A 21,836-nucleotide genomic window follows, 5' to 3' on the forward strand; every position below is an offset into this window, starting at 1 on the left:
ATACAGACCGGGCACGCGCCCGCCAAAGGTGAATGATCATGACCCACTTGCCCCCCACCACCGGTTCCCGCGACATCGACCTCTATCTGGCCAATCGCGACAAGCTGACCCAAGCGCATGCCTATAATCCCGGTGATGAAAAGGATTCCTGCGGGGTCGGCCTGGTGTGTGCGCTCGATGGCAAACCCCGCCGCGACATTGTGGCCATGGCGCTGAAAGCGCTGAAGAACGTCTGGCACCGGGGGGCAGTCGATGCCGATGGCAAAACCGGCGACGGGGCTGGGGTGCGGGTTGATGTGCCGCAAGACTTTTTCCGCGAGCAGGTAGCCCGGACGGGCCACAGCCCGACCGATGATCCGATTTGTGTGGGGATGATTTTCCTGCCCCGCACCGATTTTGGGGCTCAAGAGACCGCGCGCACCATTGTGGAGCGCGAAATCCTCAATTTTGGCTTCTACATTTATGGCTGGCGTCAGGTGCCGGTGGATATTTCGGTCATTGGCGAAAAGGCCAATGCCACCCGTCCCGAAATCGAACAAATCCTGTTTTACGACCCGCGCGGGCGCAGCGCCGAAGAGTTGGAACGCACCCTTTTCATCTGCCGCCGCCGCATCGAAAAGCGCGCTTTGGCCTCGAATGTGAACGGCTTCTATGTCTGTTCGTTTTCGTCCAAGTCGGTCATTTATAAGGGGATGTTCCTGGCCGAAGCCATCGACAGCTTCTTCCCGGACCTGCGCAATGAGAAATTCGTCTCCGCCGTGGCGATTTATCACCAGCGCTATTCCACCAATACGTTCCCGCAATGGCATCTGGCCCAGCCCTTCCGCATGCTGGCCCATAATGGCGAAATCAACACGGTTAAGGGCAATATCAATTGGATGAAGAGCCACGAAATCCCGATGGCGTCAGAGGCCTTTGGTGATTATCAGGAAGACGTGAAGCCGATTGTGCAAGCAGGAGGCTCAGACTCTGCGGCGCTGGACAATGTGTGCGAAGTGCTGGTCCGCGCCGGACGTTCGGCCCCGATGGCCAAGGCGCTCTTGGTGCCCGAAGCCTGGGCCAAGCAAGAAAACATCATGAAGCCCAGCCATATGGCGCTTTATGCCTATTGCAATGCGGTGATGGAACCTTGGGACGGCCCGGCCGCTTTGGCCATTTATGACGGGCGTTGGGCGGTGGCCGGAATGGACCGCAATGGTCTGCGCCCGATGCGCTATTCAGTGACAGCCGATGGTATTCTGGCCGTCGGCTCTGAAACCGGTATGTGCCCACTCGATGGCCGCACCATCGTCAAAAAGGGCCGCGTTGGGCGCGGCGAAATGCTGGCCGTGGATATGGAGAAGGGCAAACTCTATGATCATGAAGCCATTATCGACAAATTGGCGAACGCCCACCCCTATGTGAAGTGGAATTCCAATGTGGTGGATCTGGAAGCCCGCATCGGTCCAGGGCCGGAGCCACGGCTTTATTCGCGCGAAGACTTGTTGCGCCGTCAGGTCGCTGCCGGTCTGACCTTGGAAGAATTGGAAGTCGTGCTGGCCCCGATGGCCGAAGAGGGCAAGGAAGCGCTTGGCTCAATGGGCGATGATTCCCCGCTGGCCGTGTTGTCATCGCGCTATCGGCCTTTGTCGCACTTCTTCAAGCAGAACTTCAGCCAGGTCACCAATCCGCCCATCGACCCCCTGCGGGAAGAGCGCGTGATGAGCCTGAAAACCCGCTTCAAGAACCTCGGCAATATCCTGGCGCAAGATGAAACCCAGCAGGATGTGTTCGTCCTCGACAGCCCGATGCTGACCACGGGCATGTATGAGCGGATGATGACCATGCTGGGCAGTGGCGTGGCCTTTATCGACTGCAGCTATGATGTGCCCGAGGACCCGGACCTTGCAGGCACAGCCCTGCGCGAGGCGCTTGATCGCATCAAGGCCCAAGCCGAAGATGCCGTGCGCGCGGGCCAAAGCCAATTGATCCTCAGCGATGAAAACCAAGGGCCAGGCCGGATTGCCGCCCCGATGATTCTGGCTACTGGTGGGGTGCATGCCCATCTGGTTGCCAAGGGCCTGCGCTCTTATTGCTCGATCATTGTCCGGGCTGCTGAATGTGTCGACACCCATTATTTTGCTGTTCTGGTGGGTGTGGGGGCGACCTGTGTCAATGCTTATCTCGCCCAAGAGGCGATTGCAGACCGGCATGCGCGGGGCCTTCTGGGCGCACTCAGCCTGAATCAGGCAGTGGTGAATTACAAAAAGGCCGTTGAAGCGGGCCTGTTGAAAATCCTCTCCAAGATGGGGATTTCGGTGATTTCGTCCTATCGCGGCGGCTATAATTTCGAGGCGCTCGGCCTGTCGCGCGCCTTGGTGGCCGACTTCTTCCCCGGCATGAGTTCGCGCATTTCCGGGATTGGCCTGCAGGGTATCGCCCTCAAGACCCAGGCCATTCATGCCAAGGCTTGGGAAGAGGCCGTGGTCAGCCTGCCTATTGGCGGGCTTTATAAGGCCCGTGCTTCGGGTGAGCCCCACGCGCTGGAGGCCGCCCAGATCCACCAATTGCAGACCGCCTGTAACACGGGCTCTTATGCGGCTTATCAGAAATATGTCGGCCTGTTGGGGGGTCGCCCACCCATCCAATTGCGCGATTTGCTCGACTTCCAGTCGACCGCCAAGCCCGTGTCGCTGGATGAAGTCGAAAGCCTGAATGAAATCCGCAAACGCTTTAATACGCCCGGCATGTCGCTGGGGGCCTTGAGCCCAGAGGCCCATGGCACGCTGAATGTGGCGATGAATCGCATTGGGGCTAAGTCTGTGTCAGGCGAGGGCGGGGAAGATCGCGACCGCTACAAGCCCTTACCCAATGGCGACAATCCCAATTCGGCGGTCAAGCAAGTTGCCTCCGGCCGCTTTGGTGTGACAGCGGAATATCTCAACCAGTGCCGTGAAATTGAAATCAAAGTGGCCCAAGGGGCCAAGCCCGGTGAAGGGGGCCAATTGCCCGGCTTCAAAGTGACCGAGATGATTGCCCGTCTGCGCCATGCAACGCCGGGCGTCACCCTGATCAGCCCACCACCCCATCATGACATCTATTCGATCGAAGACCTCGCACAGCTGATCTATGACCTCAAGCAGATCAATCCTGACGCCAAAGTCTGCGTCAAACTGGTGGCCCAATCGGGCATTGGGGCGGTTGCAGCAGGCGTAGCCAAGGCCAAGGCCGACATCATCTTGATCGCTGGCAATGTCGGCGGGACCGGGGCCTCACCCCAGACCTCGATCAAATTTGCCGGGATTCCGTGGGAATTGGGTCTGGCCGAAGCCCATCAGGTGCTGACGCTCAATAATCTGCGTGACCATGTGGTGCTGCGCACCGATGGCGGGCTGCGCACTGGCCGCGACATTGTGATGGCTGCCATGCTGGGGGCCGAAGAGTTTGGCATCGGCACAGCTTCGCTGGTCGCTATGGGCTGTATCATGGTGCGCCAATGCCATTCAAACACCTGTCCTGTCGGCGTGTGCGTGCAGGATGAAGCCCTGCGTCAGCGCTTTACCGGCACGCCGGAAAAAGTCGTCAATCTGATGAGCTTTATTGCCGAAGATGTGCGCCAGATTCTGGCCAGCCTCGGCTTCCGCACGTTGAATGATGTGGTAGGCCGCACGGACCTGCTGCGGCAAGTCAGCCGTGGTGCTGCCAATCTCGATGACCTTGACCTCAATCCCCTCTTGGTTCGGGTAGAAGGGGCGCGTCCGCCGCGCTTCGGGACGGACAAACCACGCGTCGAAGTCCCCGATACATTGGATGCCCAAATCCTGCGCGATGCAGCGCCCTTCTTTGAGCGGGGCGAAAAGATGCAACTGGCCTATAGTGTGCGCAATGTTCAGCGCGCCATTGGCACCCGCTCATCCAGTGCGATTGTGCGCAATTTCGGCATGGCCAGCCTGCCTGACGGCCGTCTGACGGTCCGGCTGGAGGGGTCGTGTGGGCAATCCCTCGGCGCTTTTGGCGTTCAAGGATTGACGCTGGATGTGGTGGGTGATGCCAATGATTATGTCGGCAAAGGATTGTCTGGGGCCACCATCATCCTGCGCCCCCCTGCTGGTTCTGGCTTGAAGCCGGAAGAAAACGCCATCATCGGCAACACCTGCCTCTATGGTGCTACGTCGGGCACTTTGCTCGCCTCTGGTCAAGCCGGCGAGCGGTTTGCGGTGCGCAATTCGGGCGCTTCTGCCGTCGTGGAAGGTATGGAGGCCAATGGCTGTGAATATATGACCGGTGGCCTCGTGATCTCGCTGGGGCCAGTCGGCGATAATTTCGCGGCGGGCATGACGGGCGGAATGGCCTTTGTCTGGGATCCGCCCAATCGCCTGCCAAAGCTGATCAATCCCGACAGCGTTGTGTGGCGGCGCATTGGTAGCCCCTATTGGGCCGAGCAATTCACCAGCCTGCTGGAGCGCCATGTCCAAGCCACAGGCTCACCCCTTGGCCGACGGATTTTGGAGGATCTTGAGACCGAAATCGGCCATGTCTGGCAAGTCGTGCCAAAGGAAATGCTGACCCGTCTGGCACAGCCTTTGGACGCAGAAGCTGCCCTCGCCTCCGCTTAATCGACCCAAACTGCGCGTAAACGCTCTGCGGCGGCCTCTGGTGTGAGGTCGCGCTGGGCCATGGCCAGCATTTCAAACCCGACCATGAATTTCCGCACTGTGGCAGAGCGCAAGAGCGGGGGGTAGAAATGCATATGGAACACAAATCCCGGTGCTGGGGCCTGCGTCGGGCGCTGGTGCAGCCCCATTGTATAGGGGAAGGGGGCCGAAAATACCCGGTCATAACGTGCCGTCAGGCGCGACATTAAACGGGCCAGATCGGCCTGCTCGTCCCTCGTCAGCTCATCAAGGGCAGCGACTGGCCGTCGCGGCAGGATCAAGGTCTCAAACGGCCAAGCCGCCCAGAACGGCACCAGCGCGACAAAATGATCCTGTGCACAGACGATGCGCGTCGCCTCGGCCAGCTCGCGGGCCAGATAATCGGTCAAGAGTGGGCTGCCATGCAGAGCCATCCAATCGGCCTGACGCGTGACTTCACGGGCCAATTCGTTGGGCACGCTGGCGGTCGCCCAGATCTGGCCATGCGGGTGGGGGTTGCTTGCCCCCATCATCGCGCCGCGATTCTCAAAAATGGTCACCGCGCCAATGTCGGGCCGGGCGGATAATTCCTGCCATTGGTCTGTCCACAGACGCACCACCGCCTCGATTTCGTCCGGCCGCATCCGCGCCATGGTGCGGGCATGGTCCGGGCTGTAGCAGATCACCCGACAGAGGCCGGTTTCAGCCTCCTGAACCAACAATGGGTCCCTATGGGCGGCGGTGGTCGCCTCTGCCAGCAAGGCGGGAAAATCATTGTCGAACACCCAGGGGCCGTCATAGGCGGGATTGACCACCCCGCCGACACGCGCATTGCCGGGGCAGAGATAGCAATGAGGGTCATAGCTTGGCGCATCATCGGCCACAGGGGCCCCAGCCTCGCCCTGCCACGGCCTGCCCATGCGGTGGGGCGACACCAGCACCCAGTCCCCGGTTAACAGATTGAGGCGGCGGTGGGGGCGCTCGGCGCTCATAATACTTCCCCCGCCCCGGCTGCTGCGCGCACCACAAAGGCCCCCGGACGATGGCCCAGATCCTGCGCATAGGTGGTCAAGATCGCGTCGAGGGCGGCCTCTGCTGCCGACGGTGCAGCCAGCGCGATGATCGAGCCGCCAAAGCCGCCCCCCATCATGCGTGCACCATAAACCCCTGGCGTGGCTTGAGCTATTGCCGTCAGGCGGTCCACTTCGGGCGTCGAGACTTCCATATCCGATGACAGACTGGCGTGACTTTGATTAAGCAATTGGCCCAAATGGGCCAGATCTGATGTGGCAAGGGCCTGTTCGGCGGCACTGGTGCGGGCGATTTCGCTCACCACATGACGGGCACGCTTGAGGGGATTGCCTGACAAGCCCGCCAGCGCGTCAACGCTGGCAATCTCTGCCAAGAGCGATACGCCGAGGGCTTTGGCCGCAGTCTCACAATCGGCTCGGCGACTGGCATAGCCGCCACTGGTGTGGCGATGCTTGACCCCTGAATCGACAATCAGGAAGCAGGCTGTGTCTGGCATGGCGATCGGGCGGGCGTGCAGACTTGAACAATCAAGGACCAGGGCGTGGCCCTCCACACCGCAGGCGCTGGCAAACTGATCCATAATGCCACAGGCCATGCCGACATAATGGTTCTCAGCGGCTTGGGCGACCACTGCAAGCTGTTTGCCGGTGACAGCGCCGCCCGTCAAAGCCAGCCCCACAGCGACTTCCAGCGCCGCAGATGAGGATACACCCGCCCCCATCGGCACATCGGATGCGATTGCCAAATCATGGCCCACCACAGGATGGCCAGCATCGCGCAAGGCAAAGGCCATTCCGGCCACATAGTCGCGCCAATCGCCGTGGCGCTCAAACATATCAAGCGGCAATTCCCCATCACCAAGGTCGCTGATCACGCGAAGCCGATTCTGACCGTTCGGACGGGCGGCAACCCAGCAGGCAAAGTCGATGGCCGCCGGCATCACCTTGCCCCCGGCATAATCCACATGCTCGCCAATGATATTGATCCGACCAGGCGCACGAAACAGCCTTGGCGTTCCGGCAAAAGCATCCTTAAAGCGGGTCTGGACAATGTTGGATGGGCTTGGCGTCGTCATGGCGCTATCGCTAGGTTCATTTGAACGCGCTGCCAAGATGGGAAACCGCCATGAAACTGGGTGTCTGCTATTATCCTGAACATTGGCCCGAAGCCCAATGGGCCGAGGATGCCCGTCACATGGCTGAAATCGGCATCACACAGGTGCGGATTGGCGAGTTTGCGTGGAGCCGGATCGAACCAGAGCCCGGTGTCTTGACGTTTGAGTGGCTCGACCGGGCGATTGACACGTTACACCGTGCCGGCCTGCACATCGTGCTGGGAACACCGACGGCCACCCCGCCCAAATGGCTGATTGATGCCCATCCAGATGTTTTGGCGGTCGATGCCCATGGCAGGCCGCGCCGGTTTGGGTCGCGCCGACATTATTGTTTTTCCAGTCAGACCTACCGGGCCCAATGTGCGCGCATTGTCGCGGCTTTGGCCCGCCGCTATGGCCAGCATCCCGCCGTGCAGGCGTGGCAGACCGACAATGAATATGGCTGCCATGACACCATCATCTCCTATTCCGATGCCGCGCGCGCAGGCTTTCGGCGCTGGTTAGCTGACAAATATGGCCAAATCGACGCCCTGAACAAGGCTTGGGGCAATGTGTTTTGGAGCATGGAATACCGCCATTTTGACGAGATTGATCCCCCGGTCGAGACCGTCACCGAAGCCAATCCCGCCCACCGGCAGGATTGGGCGCGCTTTGCCAGTGATGAGGTTACAGCCTTTGACAAGGTGCAGACCGACATCATCCGTGCCCACAGTCCGGGCCGCGATGTGCTGCACAATTATATGGGCATGTTCACGGCCTTTGATCATTTCAAACTGGGCAAGCAATTGGATGTGGCGGCGTGGGATTCCTATCCACTGGGCTTTCTGGAATGGGCTTGGTGGCCGGAAGCCACCAAACTGCGCTTTCTGCGGCAGGGCCACCCCGACTTCACCGCCTTCCATCACGATCTCTATCGCGGGGTGGGCAAGGGCCGCTGGCAGGTGATCGAGCAACAGCCCGGTCCGGTCAATTGGTCGGCATGGAACCCCGCTCCTTTGCCCGGCATGGTGCGCGCCTGGACGTGGGAGGCCTTGGCCCATGGCGCAGAATGTGTGTCCTATTTCCGCTGGCGTCAGGCCCCATTCGCCCAAGAACAAATGCATGCAGGCCTGTTGCGGCCTGATTCTTCTGAAGCCGAAGCGGCCTATGAGGCCCGCCAAGTCGCCACAGAGATAAAGGCCCTCACCCCCGGATCCCATCGTCAGGCCCCGGTCGCGCTGGTGTTTGACTATGAAGCGGTCTGGGCAACCCAAATCCAACCACAAGGGCGCGATTACCGCCCATTGGAACTTGTGATCCATTTTTATGCCGCGGCCCGTCGCCTGGGGCTGTCGGTCGATGTCGTGCATCCTTCGGCAGATTTGACCGGCTATCAGATCGTGTTGTGCCCACTGCAGATTTTCTGGCCGGTGGATTTGGCCCTGCGCCTTAAGGCCAGCGGGGCGGCGTGTGTGCTGGGGCCGCGCACGGGGTCCAAGACGGATGATTTTCAGATCCCGGCTGATCTGCCTCCGGGAGGTGCGCGCACCTTAATCCCGATCACGGTCAATCGGGTTGAAAGCCTGAGGCCAGGCCATATCGAACAGGCCGGACCTTTTCAGGTCACCCGCTGGCTTGAACATATCGCTTCCCCGCTGACCCCGGAGGCCAGCACGGACAGTGGGCACGGGATTTGGTATCGCACCGAAGCGGTCGATTATCTGGCCTGCTGGCCTGATGCACAGCTTCTGGAGACCGTTTTGGCCAAAAGATGTGCTGAACGCGGATTGGCGGTTCTGGCTCTGCCCGACGGGCTTCGGTTGCGCCAGCGCGGCAACATCCAATTTGCCATCAATTATGAGGCAACCCCGGTCAATCTGGCAGATTATGTGCCCGGGGCGACAAGCCTTGATTTTGTGATCGGTGGGGTCGAGTTGCCGCCCGCAGGCGTAGCAGCTTGGAAGCTCAGATAAGCGCAGGTCCGTCTGCCAGAATGTCGCCTGCCAGATAGAGCGACCCACAGATCAGGATGCGCGCCGGCCCGCCTTCCTGTTCCAAGGCCTGTCGAAACCCGTCGAGCGGGCTGTCACTGGACAGCGCCACAAAGCCCAGACCTCGGGCAAGCGCGGCCAGGTCCGCGGGTGGCCGCCCGGCATCGGAACTCCGCACCGGTACGGCAATGACCTGAGGCCTCAAGCCCTCGAACGCTTGAAAAAAGCCTGTTGGGTCTTTGGTGTTCAATTGGCCGGTGATCAAGACAAGTCGGCGTGGATCCTTGGCTTGCAGGCTCGCCATATGAGCGGCAGCGGCGGCTGCCCCATGCGGATTATGCCCACCATCGAGCCACAATTCCGCCCCTGCCGCAGCGGCCAAGTCAGCGTAGGGGCCTGCCTGCAAGCGTTGCATCCGCGCGGGCCAGCTGACGTGGTGAACACCTGTGGCGATCGCGGCCTCATCAAGGCCATAGAGCAGCATCGCCACGGCTGCGGCACCGGCGTTTTCAAGCTGATGGGCCCCGGCAAGGCCCGGCAGAGGCAGGTCGATCAGCCGATCCAGCGTCTGAACGATCAGGCGATCGCGTTCGCGATAGCAGTCCCAGTCGCGGCCAAACACATGCAGAGGGGCAGCAAGTGCCTCGGCCCGACGCTCGATCACCGCTAAGGCCTCATCCGCCTGACGGCTGACCACACAGGGCACATGAGGTTTCAAAATGCCGGCTTTTTCCCCGGCAATCTTGGCCAATGTATCCCCCAGCATCTCCTTGTGATCGAAGTCGACCGGGGTGATGATGGTCAGCTTTGGCTTGGTGACGATATTGGTCGCATCGAGCCTGCCGCCCAAGCCGACTTCCAGCAAGGTGAGATCGGCCATGGTTTCGCTGAAAGCGACAAAGGCGGCCACAGTTTCTGCTTCAAAGACGGTCAGCGGGATCTGATTGCTCAAAGCCTGCACCCGATGGGCAATGTCGAGGAGGTCAGCCTCGCCGATCAGGCTGCCTGCGACACGCCACCGCTCGTGGATCGACACCAAATGGGGCGAGGTATAGGCGTGAACCGTCTGGCCCGCAGCTTCGGCCATGGCGCGCAAGAAGGCGACAGTTGAGCCTTTGCCATTGGTACCCGCGACATGGATAACAGGTGGGATCAAATCTTGCGGGCGGCCCAGCGCCTCAAGGGCGGCGGCAACTCTGGCAAGCCCCAGATCAATCTTGCGGGGAAAACTGTAGAAAATGTCTGCGGCAGTCATCAGCTCAAAACCGGCTCAACAGGCGCATGAGATTGGCCTCAGCCTTCTGTAGCGTCAGGCGGACCAGCGGATCAACCTGCGGCATCTGCGCCAGATGGGCGCGGACTTGGGCCAAGTCGAACATGGCCTCGCGCGCTTCAGCACTGACAATGCGACTTTCAATCCAGCCCACAATGGCCAATCGTTCGCCCCGCGTAACGGCTTCGACCTCGTGCACTGTGGTCGTTGGATACAGAACAAGGCTTCCCGCGGGCAGTTTGATGCTTTGCCGACCTGCGGCCTGCTCAATGCACAAAGCCCCGCCATCATAAGTATCGGGCGGGTTGAGAAACAAGGTGAAAGACAAATCCGCCCGAACCCCCGCCATGAAGGCATTGTCGACATGCAGGCCATAGGCTTGGCCCACCTGGTAGCGGGAAATCAGGATCGGCCCGAAAGTCTTGATCTGTGCGGCGGCGGCAAACACATCGTGGCGCTCTAAGGCCCGCTGCACGAATTCCACAACGGTCTGAGCGGCGGTTCCGGTAGCTTGCTGGTTATTCTTCACCGCCTTGGCATGGGCGCCCGCAGTTGCCTTGCCATCGACAAAGACAAGCTCAGCCACCTCGGCCCTCACGCGGGTGAGGTCCTCTTCGTCCAATATCTGGTCGATTGTTATCAACATCAGCTTTCTACCTGCGAACGACTTGCATTTTCATCTAGCCTCGGCCACACTCCGTCAACAGAAGTTTTTGCAGCAAGGAAATCCCCGATGATGGAATTCAAGCCCCGTACCTGGACGCTGCTGGGTGTCAGTGCAATGGCCTTGATCGGCGTGGCCGCCTGCCAGCCAGGTGGTGAAGCCGGATCTGCGGCGGGGGAAGGCCAATCTGCGAGTGCATCTAAGCCCGGTGGTGAAGGCGAAGGCGAAGGGGCCAAGCCTGTGGCAGCGGCCCCAGCGGCGGCCAGTGCCGGAGGTGAGAGCGGTGAGGCCGGGGCCGCCAATGCCTATTCCAATGTGGATGCCAAGTCCTGGCTGGGTCTGCGGGTGACCCATTTGGGTGGCTTTCTGCTGATCGCCCAAAAGTCCTTTGACGCCGGACAGGTGGACGAAGCCTCCGTTCTGATCGCGCAGGGTTTGCTGGAAGTCTATCAGCCCGATGCGGCTGAACTCGACGAGAAAGTCAAAGAGCTGAAGCCCAGTTATGATGCCGTGATCGCGGCCATTGACGGAAAAAAAAGCAAAGCGGAAATCCAGGCCGCCTTTGCCAAGGCCTCCAAAGTCACGGAGGCGGCAAGGCTGGCAGCCGGGGCGGAAGAAACAGAAGTCATCAAGGGCATGCTGGGTATTGGCGCTGGCCTCTATCGTGGTGTTGTCCAGCCTGAAGGCAATGATCCGACCGAGTATCAGCATGCCTATGGTGCGGTATTGGCTGCCAATCAGGCCTTCCAACAGGCACAGCAGAAATTGGCGCATATGGACAAAAAGCGGACCGAACAATTGGCCACCGATATTGCAAGCCTGTTGAGCCTGTTCCCCAGTGTCACCATTCCCGATCAACCCGCCCCAACTGCCAAGGTCACTGCAGCGGCATCACGGGCGGAATTGGCCTTGTCAGGAATTAGGTAAAGGCACAGGCTCTTTCGGGGCGCAGATTGCTTCCCCATATGAGCCTGATGCAGACTTATTCTTTCTCACTTCCACGCGAACCTGATCTGGACGATCTGGCAGATCTGGCCGAACAGGCTTTCGCCCGGCTGCCAGAACCTTTTCGCATTGCCTGTGGCCGGGTGGTTTTTCGCGTTGCCGAAGCCGCTGATCCAGCCACGTTGCGGGCGCTCGGCCTGTCCCATCCTTTGCAATTGGCGGGCCTGTATCGCGGGGCCAGTGTACGCTTGGAAATTGCCAATTCGGGGCATCTGCCACCGCCGGAAGTTTGGCTGTACCGGGCTGCAATCGTGCAGGAATGGCGGTCGCGCGGCAATGTGAGCTTGGCAGACATGGTCAGCCATGTCCTGGTCCATGAAATCGGCCATCACATGGGGCTGTCGGATGCGGATATGGCCAGACTTGAGGCCGAAGATGAGGCCGCCGACTAAACGCCCGGCTGGTCGGGCGGACTTTCTTCCAAAGGGCCGCCGGCCAATTTACGGCTGGTCAGGCCATAGATCGCCAGAATGGCCAGCACCACAGCACATAGGATGAATGGGGCTTGGTGGCTGACGAGGGCGTAAAGTCCTGCCCCAAAAATCGGGGCTACCACAAAGCCCGCCCCGTTGGCCGCCACCACAAGGCCGGCCACACTGCCCTGATCATCCTGGCTGACGGCCAGTGACGCCCCCCCGGTAAATCCTGGCCGGGCCAAGCCAAAACCAAGGCCAACCAAGGCTTGTGCAACCGACAGCACGCCGAAACTGTCACCCAGCGCGGTCAATGCAGCCCCTGCCCCCGTGATGATGCAGCCCCAAACGATCAATCCGCGCGGACTTAAACTCAGGCGGGGAATAAGGACCAATTGCGCCACAATCTGCGACATGGCCCCCAATGCCAGCGCCACCGCGGTCAGAGTTGCGCCTTCGCGCGGGCTCACACCCAGCCGGTCGATGAAATAGAAAGAGACCTGCTGAAACATCACCGCCGTCACCGCCGACAATACCACCCCAAACAAGAGCCAAGGCCGCACCGCCGGATTAAGCGCCAGCCGCCAGACTGATGCCGGGGCGGCAGACTTTTTCGCCTGCGGGGTAATGGCCACATCTGGCAGAAAGAAGCGGGCGGATAAGGCACCAATGGCCGCAAGTGTTGTTGTGGCAAACAAGGGTGCGAGCAAACCCAGATTGGCAATCATGCCTGCAGCGAGGGCAGGACCTGCGGCCGACCCGAATGCGAAGGCTGATGTGACGGCCGCAATCTCGCGCGTGCGCACCTCTGGTGTGGTTGTATCGGCGACATAGGCTTGCGCAGCAGGATTGGTGGCAGAGCCAAACGCACCAAAGATCAAGCGCGCTGTGGCCAGCCCCAAGAATAAGGCGATCCAATGAAAGTGGCCCATGAGGCCAATGGCTGCAATTAAAGTAAAGGACCCTGTTGAGATGGCATAAGCGCTTAGCCCCATCACAATCATCGGCTTGCGGCCTTTACGGTCGCTCAATCGGCCCCAAACCGGGCTTGTCAGGACCCAAAAGACGGCTGACAAGGTAAAGATTGCCGACACGGACCAGTCTGGCATGGCAGACTCCCGCGCAATTGGTGGCAAAACGGCAAACAACATGGAATTGCCAATGCCGACGATCGCCAGACAGACGAACAGGAGTCTGAAGGTCTTGCGATTGTCGAAAGCAGGCGGGTCAATCAGGGTCATGGCTTAGGTGTCCTATGGGGCGGGCCGGACGGGCATTAAATGCCCCTAAGACCATGGCTGATCTGAAGACCAGATTGCTCAGCACCCGGATTTTTTGATTATCACTATGAATTTGCAGCATTTGATCAATCTTCGAAACCGTTCACAAACCTTTTTTGCACCCCCTGTTAAACCTTCTCCTGTAGAGGTGTTGCCACAAAGTTTGAGTATCGCGTGCCGCGTCGCACGTCCTGATTACTCCAGAATGGGTTGGCAACATGTTTCTCGTCATCGGTCTCGTGATCGTTTTTGGGATGGTCTTTGGTGGCTTTGCACTCGCAGGGGGCCACTTTGACGTTATTATTCATGCTGCGCCACTAGAATTCATGATGATTTTCGGGGCGGCCATCGGTGCCTTTGTGATCGGCAACTCGATAGAGACGATCAAAGCGACTGGCGCAGGTCTCGGCAAGATTGCCGGTGGGCCCAAATGGAAGGCTCAGGACTATCAGGATTTGCTGGTGCTGTTGTTTGCGCTGACCAAGACCATGAAGGCCAAGGGCGTCGTGGCGCTGGAAGCCCATATCGAAAAGCCGGAAGATAGCGCCATCTTCAAGCGCTATCCCAAAATTCTCAAAGATCATCACGCCACACACTTCATCTGTGACACGTTGCGGATGATGACCATGAACCTGGACGACCCCCACCAGGTCGAATCGGCGATGGAAAAGCAACTCGAGAAGCATCATCATGAAGCCCACAGCGCCTCCCATGCCTTGCAGGCCATGGCGGACGGCTTGCCCGCGCTGGGCATTGTGGCCGCCGTGCTCGGGATCGTGAAGACCATGGGTGCCATCACTGAACCCCCAGCCGTTCTGGGTGGCATGATTGGTAAGGCGCTGGTGGGGACCTTCCTGGGTGTGTTCCTGGCCTATGGCATCGTCGGCCCGATGGCGACACGTTTGACCCAGGTCATCGATGAAGAGCATCAATTCTACAAGATCATCATGGATGTGCTGGTCGCCCACTTGCACGGCAATGCGGCACAGGTCTCGGTAGAAATTGGTCGCGGCAGCGTGCCAAGCTCGCTCGCACCGTCGTTTGCCAAGCTCGAAGAAGCCCTCAACAACATGCCAAACGACGCTTAAGTTTGCGGTCAATTTTGAAATTTGGGGTTTACAACATCAAATTTCAAATTAGTCTCTTCGCGTTTTTGGGGTAGCCACAGCCATTAAGTAATTGATATTGTTAATGGTTAATTAGGCCCTTATCCCGCATCAGCTATGCCGTTGCGGGTATGGACACGCGTTTGTTACGGCAAAAACGCATATCAGGCTTGGCAAAAGTTGCTGATGTAACGCTATTGCCTCATAACCGCACACCTTCTAATGAACCCGTCACTGCGCCCGAGACGTGGCGTTCAGGGCAAAGAAGGAATTTAGACAATGATCGAGCTCAAGAAGCTTTTCGCAGCAGCCGCTGTTGCTGCAGTTCTCAGCGTCGCAGCTTGCGGCAAGCCTGCAGAAACCACCAACGCTGTTGAAGCTGCTCCTGCAGAAGCCACCAACACTGTTGACGCTGCTGCTGCTGAAGCCACCAACGCTGTGGACGCTGCTGCAACCGAAGCTACCAACGTTGTTGACGCTGCTGCTGCTGGCGCAACCAACGCTGTCGACGCTGCTGCCGCTGGCGCAGTGAACGCTGTGACCGAAGAAAAGAAGTAAGTCACGGTTTTCGCGATCGCGAAAGTCTTGTGCGAAAGGCCGCCCATTGGGCGGCCTTTTTGCTTTTTGGTGGATGCGGGACACCCCGTTCCTGAGAGAATGCTGGGTCTGCGCTGATGTCTCCCGAAAGCCGTCGTTTGCCACCTGAGCCCCAGCTTGCCTTTGACGAGACCGGGCTGATCTTGGGCGCGGCGTTCAACGATTCCTATTTCTCGCGCGATAATGGTCTGGAAGAGGCCCGGTGTGTCTTTCTGGCTGGCTGTGACTTGCCTGCGGGCTGGAACGGGCGGGACCATTTCACCCTGGCGGAACTGGGGTTTGGGACTGGCCTCAATTTCTTGGCAACCTGGCAGGCATGGCGCGCCACGCGCCAGCCGCATCAGATCCTGCACGTCGTTTCCACCGAGGCTTTTCTCATGTCCCCTGCCGATGCAGGAAGGGCACATGCTTGCTGGCCGGAGCTGGCAGATCTGTCTGCTCGCCTTTTGGCAAACTGGCCCGTCCGCGCCTTTGGCCCTCAACGCATATGGTTTGAGGAAGACGGGCTTTGCCTGACAATCCTGATTGGACCCGCGCTGGACCAGCTGCGGGGAATGGATTTTGCCGCCAATGCTTGGTTCCTTGACGGCTTTGCGCCCAGCCGCAACACCGACATGTGGAGCCTGCCGCTGTTAGCCGAAGTGGCGCGTCTATCGGCACCTGGTGCCCGCGCGGCCACTTATTCTGTGGCTGGCCATGTTCGACGGACCTTGGCCGGGCTTGGTTTTGAGGTTTACCGCCAGCCGGGCTTTGGCACCAAGCGCGAGCGACTGGAAGCAATCTGGCCGGGTCCTGCCTCATCTGCGCCACCTCGCCCCAAAAGCGCGCTGATAATTGGCGGCGGCATTGCCGGTGCAGCAGCCTGCCACGCCCTGGCCCGCCGCCAAATCACACCGCATCTGATCGATGCCGACCCGTGCGGGCAAACCAAGGCAAGCGGCAATCCTGCGGCTTTGATCATGCCCCGGCTTGATCGCGGAGACACGCGCGAGGCCCGCTTCTTTCGCGCGGCTTATGTTCAAGCCGTCCGCCTTTATCAGTCTTTGGGGGAGGACGCATTTGCCGCCACTGGGGTTGTCGAAAGGCCCGAGGATGGGCGCGATCAGGCGCGACTGGCAGATCTGGCCGAAAATCCGCCCCTGCCACCTGATTGGTTGATACCGGGTCCGCAGGCAGGATTGGTGCATCGGACCGGCGGCCTTGCCTATCCAGATCGCCTCTTGCCTGCTTTGAGCCGATCGGCAATCCGACATCCGGTTCACGTGGCCAGTCTCGAGGCTTCCGCTGCAGGATGGACGGCTCTGGATGCACAGGGCGCGGTTCTGGCTCAAGCCGACATATGTATCGTGGCTGCAGGGCCAAATCTGTTGAAATTCTTGTCTCTGGACCTCACACTGGAGGGGCGGGCTGGACAAATCAGCCTTGCCCCGCTGACCGGTGCCTTGCCCGATTCTGCCGTCGCAGGGGGGCCTTATGCGGCAGCATTTCATGGCCAATTATTGTTCGGGGCCACATTTGACCCGTGGAGCTTGGACGACCCCAGAGGGCCGACGGTCAGCCTTGAAGCCCATGCCCGCAATCAAGCGAGCCTGGCCAAAATTGCCCCAGAGCTGGCGAACCGGCTTGATCTTGGGTCTGCTTATGGCCGTGCCAGCGTCCGGTTGACCACGTCTGATCGCATGCCACTGGCCGGGCCGATCGTGGGCCGTCCAGGCCTTTATTGTCTTGGCGGTCTGGGCTCGCGCGGGTTCACAACGGCACCCTATTTGGCAGAGCATCTGGTGGCGACTGCCTGTGGTGAGCCAAGCCCATTGGACCGGGCTGTGGCCCTAGCGGTATCTCCGGCACGGCAGGGAAAGCGCATGAAAATGGGGCAAGACCGTCGCCCGCCACCGGAGGGTAAGCCGCCAGCGTGATGCGGACGGCTTCGTCTGCCAACCTGACACCAGAAGAGCCGGTTTGGGCGCCGGGTTGCATCAGCATGTTCTGCCACATGGTTGGATGTTCAATACAGGCGCTGAGAAGCTGCAGCGCAGGCGTCACGCGTGCTGGATCGAGCAAGCCTTGCGCCGCACATGCTTCCAAAGCTGGCAGACAGAGCCGCTCCAGCGCAAGGCGGATTTGCCGACGCATGGTGCGCCTAAGTGTCACGGGAATTCGGTTCCGTTCCATTGGGACACGGATCAAATCTCGCAAAAAGTCGGTTTCGCACAAAGCCTGATAGCGGCGCGCCACATGAAGGAGATGCGAGACCGGGTCGTGCATGCAGGCCTTGGGTTGTGCCTGTGTTTTCAACTGGTCGAGCCTGCGCGCCAGGACCGCCTTGAACAAACCATCCTTCGATTTAAACTCTTTATAAATAGAGGCCGTCGAGGTCTCACTGCGGGCCGCGATCTCGCTGATTTTAGCGTTCCAGAATCCCTGCTCAAAAAACATAACGCCAGCGACATCCAGAATCTGATGCATTTGGCTTTGCTGCATTTCACTTTCCAATTCGATGAGATCGTGTTTGTTTCACAACCATGAGTAACGATCAAGCACCCTATCTGCAGGTAATTAATAACTTTAGGTTTAGTTTTGACCCAACGTAATGGGCTGGAAAGATTTTTCTGCGACTTAAAAGCATGACAAATTTGGCTTTTCCTGACCGATCGCAGGCCTCTGGTACCAACCAAGAGGATGTGCTTTTTCTTGATCGGCGCGGAGAAGACCGCCGGACTTCGTTTCTCGATTTGACGTTCACGCCCTTCCTTCCGCAGGGCTTGGCGGCTCGGGTGACCGAGATTGGCACGGCACGCCAGCCCTTTGTCTATCTCTGCACACCCAATGTCGATCATATGGTGCGTCTAAGCCGGACACCGGACCTGCGTCCGCTCTATGAACAGGCGTGGGCCGTGGTCAATGACAGTCGGATTCTAACCATGTTGGCGCGCTTGTCAGGATTAGCCTTACCAGCCTGTCCGGGTTCTGATCTGACGCGTGTGCTGTTTGAGCAGACAATTGATCGCCATGAGCCGGTCGTTATCATTGGATCGCATGCAGACGAGATTGCCGCCCTCACCGCCCGCTATCACTTAACCGATGTGCGCTGGCACCAACCACCCTACGGGCTGAAGACCAATCCTGAAGCCATGGCCGCAGCCGCTGAGTTTGTGGTGGCCAATCCCGCCCGCTTCACCTTCTTGTGCGTGGGTTCGCCACAACAGGAAATGTTGGGCCAGGCGATCAAGAACACCGGTCAAGCCATTGGGATCGGCTTGTGCGTGGGTGCCTCGATTGAATTCCTGACCGGCAGTCGCAAGCGCGCGCCGGTCTGGATGCAGGCCATGAGCCTTGAATGGTTGTTTCGCCTGATCAGCGAACCGGGCAAATTGTGGCGACGCTATCTCATTGATGGCCCGGCCATCTTTTCAATCTGGCGCGACTGGCAACGCCAGCGTGACGGCGACCTTGGCCGTCGCTGAGGCGGCAAAAGGCCTGCGGGTTAATCAAAACCATGTTGGGCCATCCAGGTCCGGATATGACCAACCGCCTCCGCCACTTTTTCAGGCTGACCCAGATAATAATGGGTTGCCCCATCAATGGCATGATAGGTCGGGGTAACTTGGGTAAAGCCGTCTCGGATGCGGGCAGCATGGGAAGGCGTACAGGCATCATCGGCGAGGTTCTCAATCACCAAGGCTGGGACACGAATCTGACTGGCGCATCTGGGGCCGTCGGCGCGGCTCTCCTCCGACCATTGCGACAGCCAGGACCGCAGACTGCTAAAGCGCGCCAAATGCGCAGGGCTCATATTCACGACATGCGGTTCACCCATATAGCACCAGTTTGGACGGCGCTGATTGGGATCAATGGTGGGATCAAGCCAGCGGAGGTCTGCCATCGTGCCATGGACAACAAAACAATGCTCGCGATTGGTCTCGCCACGCTTGCGGAAATCCTCCAGCCGCTGGCGAACCTCGGCGGTGATGCGGCCGATACGGGCCTTTTGCGCCGCCCGATAGCGGGCTTGGAAGTCCTCTGAATAGGGCGGGCGATGGGGCGCGTCATTGGCATAAATATCCAAGGTCGGATCGCGCTTTTCTGGGTTCAATTCGTCCATTATGGCCGGATCAATCCATTCCGACAGGGTTATGGCACGGCTGACATGGGCGGCCAATTGCATCACACCATCGGCCGGAATCAGATCCGCACCCATCAGATCAACCCGATCGCCAGCTGGCGTCGTGCTAATCGTCGGCTTTTCAGCCTGCGACTGATAGAAAAGCGACAGCGACCCCCCACCCGACCAGCCTGCCAGCACAACCTTATCAAACCCCAACACAGTCTTGGCATGGCGAACATAGCGCCCGAGATCGACCACCACTTTTTCCATGATCAGCGCACTATCATTATGGGGATAGCGCGATCCACACGTCATCACCGGAATCCCGGCATGGGCCAGGGCAATCGGCATCGGCAGGTAATTCATGGTGCCCGACGGATGCATGAACAGGATGATGGTCTTTGTTTCAGGCCCACCGCGTGGCTTGAGGAACTGGCCTTCGCACAACACCCAATCTTGGTTGCCGCCATAGGTCTCCTTAAAGCCGGAGGCATCTTGGAACATCAAAGTGACAGGCAAGCGGTCGATTGGAAAGCGGGTCATCAACAAGCCTTTCTGGGTGACGACAGACAGATGGACCGCCGTCGCACGTGACATAGCAGGCCTAAAGGCTTGCAGGGAAAGGCGCGTGCAGGCAAGAACAAAACGATGAGACGTCTGCCCGTTTTTTTTCTGATGATGACCTTCTTGGCCGTGGGGCTTGTGGGCTTGGCCGCGCTGCCCCTGTTGAAAACAGAAGGGCAACCCGTCACGGGGCGGCAAACCAATTTGGGATGGGTGGTTGAAGGCGCGGAATTGGCGCAACTCCGCCCTGCCCCTGGCTTCCCTGTCATGCCGCCACCCGGCCCACGCCAAGACCTTGAAGGGGTGCGGATGACGGCCACAAGCGCATTAGCTCCTGATGCGCGCTATTCCAAAGGTGTGCGCCTGATGTTGAGCGATGCCTTGGCGAGCCACATTCAAGCCGGCGCGACGGGTGTGCGGGTGATTGTTCGCGCCAATGCCCGTCCCCCGGCCCAGAGCATGGCTGTTGGTCTTGTAACCGAAGGTCCGGTAAAGTGGGTCAGCCACCCTGTTACCGCCACTTTCACCACCATCGAATTTGCGTTGCCGAACCCTGCTCAAAAGCCGCGCGCCTTGGCAATTTGGCCGGGTATTGAAGGCAATGAGAGCGGTGTGGAGATTAAGGCCATCATCTTTACCCAGCCCACACCTGCCGCACCGCAATCGCCGTCACCCCCGCCAGCCGATCCCGCGGCAAGTCCGCCGACCTGATCATCATGAAAGCCTAATTGCATGAGCTTGCCCGCCCCCATTGCCGCTGCAACCCGCGTTTTGGACGTCGAGATCGAAGGCCTGCGTCGTTTGAAAGACTCAGTGGGCAGTGAATTTGCCGCCATTGTTGAGGCGGTCAGCACCATGACGGGTCGATTGGTCTGCGCCGGGGTTGGCAAATCTGGTCATGTCGCGCGCAAGATTGCGGCCACTTTGGCCTCGACCGGCACGCCCAGCCAATTCATCCACCCCACCGAGGCCAGCCACGGCGACATGGGCATGATCGGGTCTGGCGACATGCTGTTGATCTTGTCCAAATCGGGCGAGGTGCCGGAATTGTCCGACATGATCGCCTATGGCAAGCGCTTCAGAATTCCCATTATCGCCATGACCGCCAATGCCCAATCGATCTTGGGGAAGGCTGGTGACTATCTCATGCTGTTGCCTGACGCGCCCGAAGCATGTGGGGAAACACGCGCACCAACCACCTCAACCACCATGCAGATTGCATATGGCGACGCTTTGGCCGTCGCCCTCTTGGAACGGCGCGGCTTTACCGCCAGTGATTTCCGCGTCTATCACCCCGGCGGCAAATTGGGGGCCATGCTGAAATCGGTCGCCGATCTGATGCATACGGGCGAAGCATTGCCACTGGTCAGTCCGCAAACCCCGATGACAGAAGCCCTTTTGGTGATGACGGCCAAGCGCTTTGGCTGTACCGGCGTGGTGGATCAAGATGGGCGACTGATCGGTATTGTCACCGATGGTGACGTTCGGCGCAAAGCAGGCGCTGACTTTGCCCATTTGGCCGTAGTCGATGTCATGACCGCTAACCCGATGGTGGTCCATCCCGAAGCTTTGGCGGCCGAAGCACTGGCTGAGCTCAATCAGTCTGGTCGCTCGGTGGTATTTGCTGTCGATGAACAGGATCGGCCAAGCGGGATCTTGCACCTGCACGACCTGCTGCGCGCCGGCGTAATATAGCGTCTCGGTCAGACATACGCGTGCCCTGAACAAGGACAGCGCGCAGCAAAGCCGCGCACGTGACCACCCGGGTGTCGCAAGAACAATTGAGATTGCGGTTTGGTGACCAGATTGGGCACCAAAGCGCTTCCAGACAAAAATCTTCTCTAAACGATGTCATCCCCGCCGAAGCGAAGCGGAGCGTGGGGACCCCCTCGCGCATGTGCGGCACAAGATCCCGGATCGGCTTCGCCGTCCGGGATGACAGCGCGTCTGATTGGTTTTTCCACTTGGAACCATTTGGTGAAACCTGTGTTTCACCAAAACGGATGGACGAGTTTGAGCGCGACATCTGGGTCGTCAAGTGTCGGTTTTCTTCGAAAACCGATCGCACCGCGACGCAGCAAAGCTGCGCACTTGACCACC

General features: G+C 59.3%; 17 protein-coding genes and 1 pseudogene. 11 read left to right on the forward strand and 7 right to left on the reverse strand.

The genetic code is table 11. The annotated features are described in order from the left end of the window. Window positions 1-38 precede the first annotated feature (38 nt). On the forward strand, window positions 39-4,595 hold the full coding sequence (gltB, locus tag PbB2_RS08490) for a glutamate synthase large subunit (protein WP_108984915.1): 4,557 nt from the start codon (window positions 39-41) through the stop codon (window positions 4,593-4,595). Here the strand turns inward: gltB and PbB2_RS08495 are convergent. Both PbB2_RS08495 and galK read right to left on the reverse strand, forming a co-directional pair. Further along, the gene (locus PbB2_RS08495) at window positions 4,592-5,605 is read right to left on the reverse strand and encodes a UDP-glucose--hexose-1-phosphate uridylyltransferase (RefSeq protein ID WP_108984869.1); all 1,014 of its coding nucleotides are present in this window, start codon (window positions 5,603-5,605) and stop codon (window positions 4,592-4,594) included. The genes gltB and PbB2_RS08495 overlap by 4 nt on opposite strands. Further along, entirely contained in the window at window positions 5,602-6,720 is a 1,119-nt protein-coding gene (gene galK / locus PbB2_RS08500) for a galactokinase (protein ID WP_108984870.1), read from the reverse strand. The genes PbB2_RS08495 and galK overlap by 4 nt, the downstream gene beginning before the upstream one ends. Before the next feature lie 50 nt (window positions 6,721-6,770). Between galK and PbB2_RS08505 the strand changes: the two genes are divergently transcribed. Continuing rightward, entirely contained in the window at window positions 6,771-8,711 is a 1,941-nt protein-coding gene (locus PbB2_RS08505; RefSeq protein ID WP_108984871.1) for a beta-galactosidase, read from the forward strand. Here PbB2_RS08505 and PbB2_RS08510 read toward each other — a convergent pair. Both PbB2_RS08510 and PbB2_RS08515 read right to left on the reverse strand, forming a co-directional pair. Further along, on the reverse strand, window positions 8,704-9,984 hold the full coding sequence (locus tag PbB2_RS08510) for a bifunctional folylpolyglutamate synthase/dihydrofolate synthase (RefSeq protein WP_108984872.1): 1,281 nt from the start codon (window positions 9,982-9,984) through the stop codon (window positions 8,704-8,706). The genes PbB2_RS08505 and PbB2_RS08510 overlap by 8 nt on opposite strands. A gap of 4 nt (window positions 9,985-9,988) precedes the next feature. Next, complete coding sequence (locus tag PbB2_RS08515) at window positions 9,989-10,648, reverse strand: Fe2+-dependent dioxygenase (RefSeq protein WP_108984873.1); 660 nt, start codon at window positions 10,646-10,648, stop codon at window positions 9,989-9,991. Between the two features lie 87 nt (window positions 10,649-10,735). Between PbB2_RS08515 and PbB2_RS08520 the strand changes: the two genes are divergently transcribed. Beyond that, window positions 10,736-11,593, forward strand: a complete 858-nt coding sequence (locus tag PbB2_RS08520; RefSeq protein ID WP_108984874.1) for a hypothetical protein — start codon at window positions 10,736-10,738, stop codon at window positions 11,591-11,593. Between the two features lie 38 nt (window positions 11,594-11,631). Continuing rightward, on the forward strand, window positions 11,632-12,063 hold the full coding sequence (locus PbB2_RS08525; RefSeq protein ID WP_238164924.1) for a metallopeptidase family protein: 432 nt from the start codon (window positions 11,632-11,634) through the stop codon (window positions 12,061-12,063). Here PbB2_RS08525 and PbB2_RS08530 read toward each other — a convergent pair. Continuing rightward, window positions 12,060-13,325, reverse strand: coding sequence for an MFS transporter (locus PbB2_RS08530; RefSeq protein ID WP_108984875.1), 1,266 nt, complete (start codon window positions 13,323-13,325; stop codon window positions 12,060-12,062). The genes PbB2_RS08525 and PbB2_RS08530 overlap by 4 nt on opposite strands. 257 nt (window positions 13,326-13,582) lie before the next feature. Between PbB2_RS08530 and motA the strand changes: the two genes are divergently transcribed. From motA to mnmC1, 3 genes are all read left to right on the forward strand, one after another. After that, the gene (motA, locus tag PbB2_RS08535) at window positions 13,583-14,452 is read left to right on the forward strand and encodes a flagellar motor stator protein MotA (RefSeq protein WP_108984876.1); all 870 of its coding nucleotides are present in this window, start codon (window positions 13,583-13,585) and stop codon (window positions 14,450-14,452) included. A gap of 297 nt (window positions 14,453-14,749) precedes the next feature. Then, a complete protein-coding gene (locus PbB2_RS08540; protein ID WP_238164925.1) occupies window positions 14,750-15,028 on the forward strand; it encodes a hypothetical protein in 279 nt (92 codons plus the stop codon). Window positions 15,029-15,144: 116 nt separating this feature from the next. Continuing rightward, window positions 15,145-16,983 carry an FAD-dependent 5-carboxymethylaminomethyl-2-thiouridine(34) oxidoreductase MnmC1 gene (gene mnmC1 / locus PbB2_RS08545; RefSeq protein ID WP_108984877.1) on the forward strand — a complete coding sequence of 613 codons (1,839 nt, stop codon included), beginning with the start codon at window positions 15,145-15,147 and terminating at the stop codon, window positions 16,981-16,983. Window positions 16,984-17,026: 43 nt separating this feature from the next. Here the strand turns inward: mnmC1 and PbB2_RS16455 are convergent. Further along, window positions 17,027-17,548: pseudogene (locus tag PbB2_RS16455) on the reverse strand (TetR/AcrR family transcriptional regulator); the annotation flags it as partial. A 143-nt stretch (window positions 17,549-17,691) separates the two neighbouring features. Here PbB2_RS16455 and PbB2_RS08555 point away from each other — a divergent pair. Next, entirely contained in the window at window positions 17,692-18,531 is an 840-nt protein-coding gene (locus tag PbB2_RS08555) for a WecB/TagA/CpsF family glycosyltransferase (RefSeq protein ID WP_108984879.1), read from the forward strand. Window positions 18,532-18,551: 20 nt separating this feature from the next. Here the strand turns inward: PbB2_RS08555 and PbB2_RS08560 are convergent, their stop codons facing one another. Further along, window positions 18,552-19,769 (reverse strand): alpha/beta fold hydrolase, encoded by a 1,218-nt coding sequence (locus PbB2_RS08560; RefSeq protein WP_238164927.1) that lies wholly within the window; start codon window positions 19,767-19,769, stop codon window positions 18,552-18,554. A gap of 51 nt (window positions 19,770-19,820) precedes the next feature. Here PbB2_RS08560 and PbB2_RS08565 point away from each other — a divergent pair, with 51 nt between their 5' ends. The 3 genes from PbB2_RS08565 to PbB2_RS16265 all read left to right on the forward strand — a co-directional run. Further along, complete coding sequence (locus PbB2_RS08565; protein WP_108984880.1) at window positions 19,821-20,447, forward strand: hypothetical protein; 627 nt, start codon at window positions 19,821-19,823, stop codon at window positions 20,445-20,447. 21 nt (window positions 20,448-20,468) lie between these two features. Beyond that, window positions 20,469-21,431 (forward strand): KpsF/GutQ family sugar-phosphate isomerase, encoded by a 963-nt coding sequence (locus tag PbB2_RS08570; protein WP_108984881.1) that lies wholly within the window; start codon window positions 20,469-20,471, stop codon window positions 21,429-21,431. A 59-nt stretch (window positions 21,432-21,490) separates the two neighbouring features. Beyond that, window positions 21,491-21,836: hypothetical protein (locus PbB2_RS16265; RefSeq protein ID WP_238164928.1), on the forward strand; the 346-nt coding region annotated here is incomplete at its 3' end.

Origin of the sequence: Candidatus Phycosocius bacilliformis (genome assembly GCF_003112735.1) — a bacterium.
GTDB lineage: Bacteria > Pseudomonadota > Alphaproteobacteria > Caulobacterales > Aquidulcibacteraceae > Aquidulcibacter > Aquidulcibacter bacilliformis.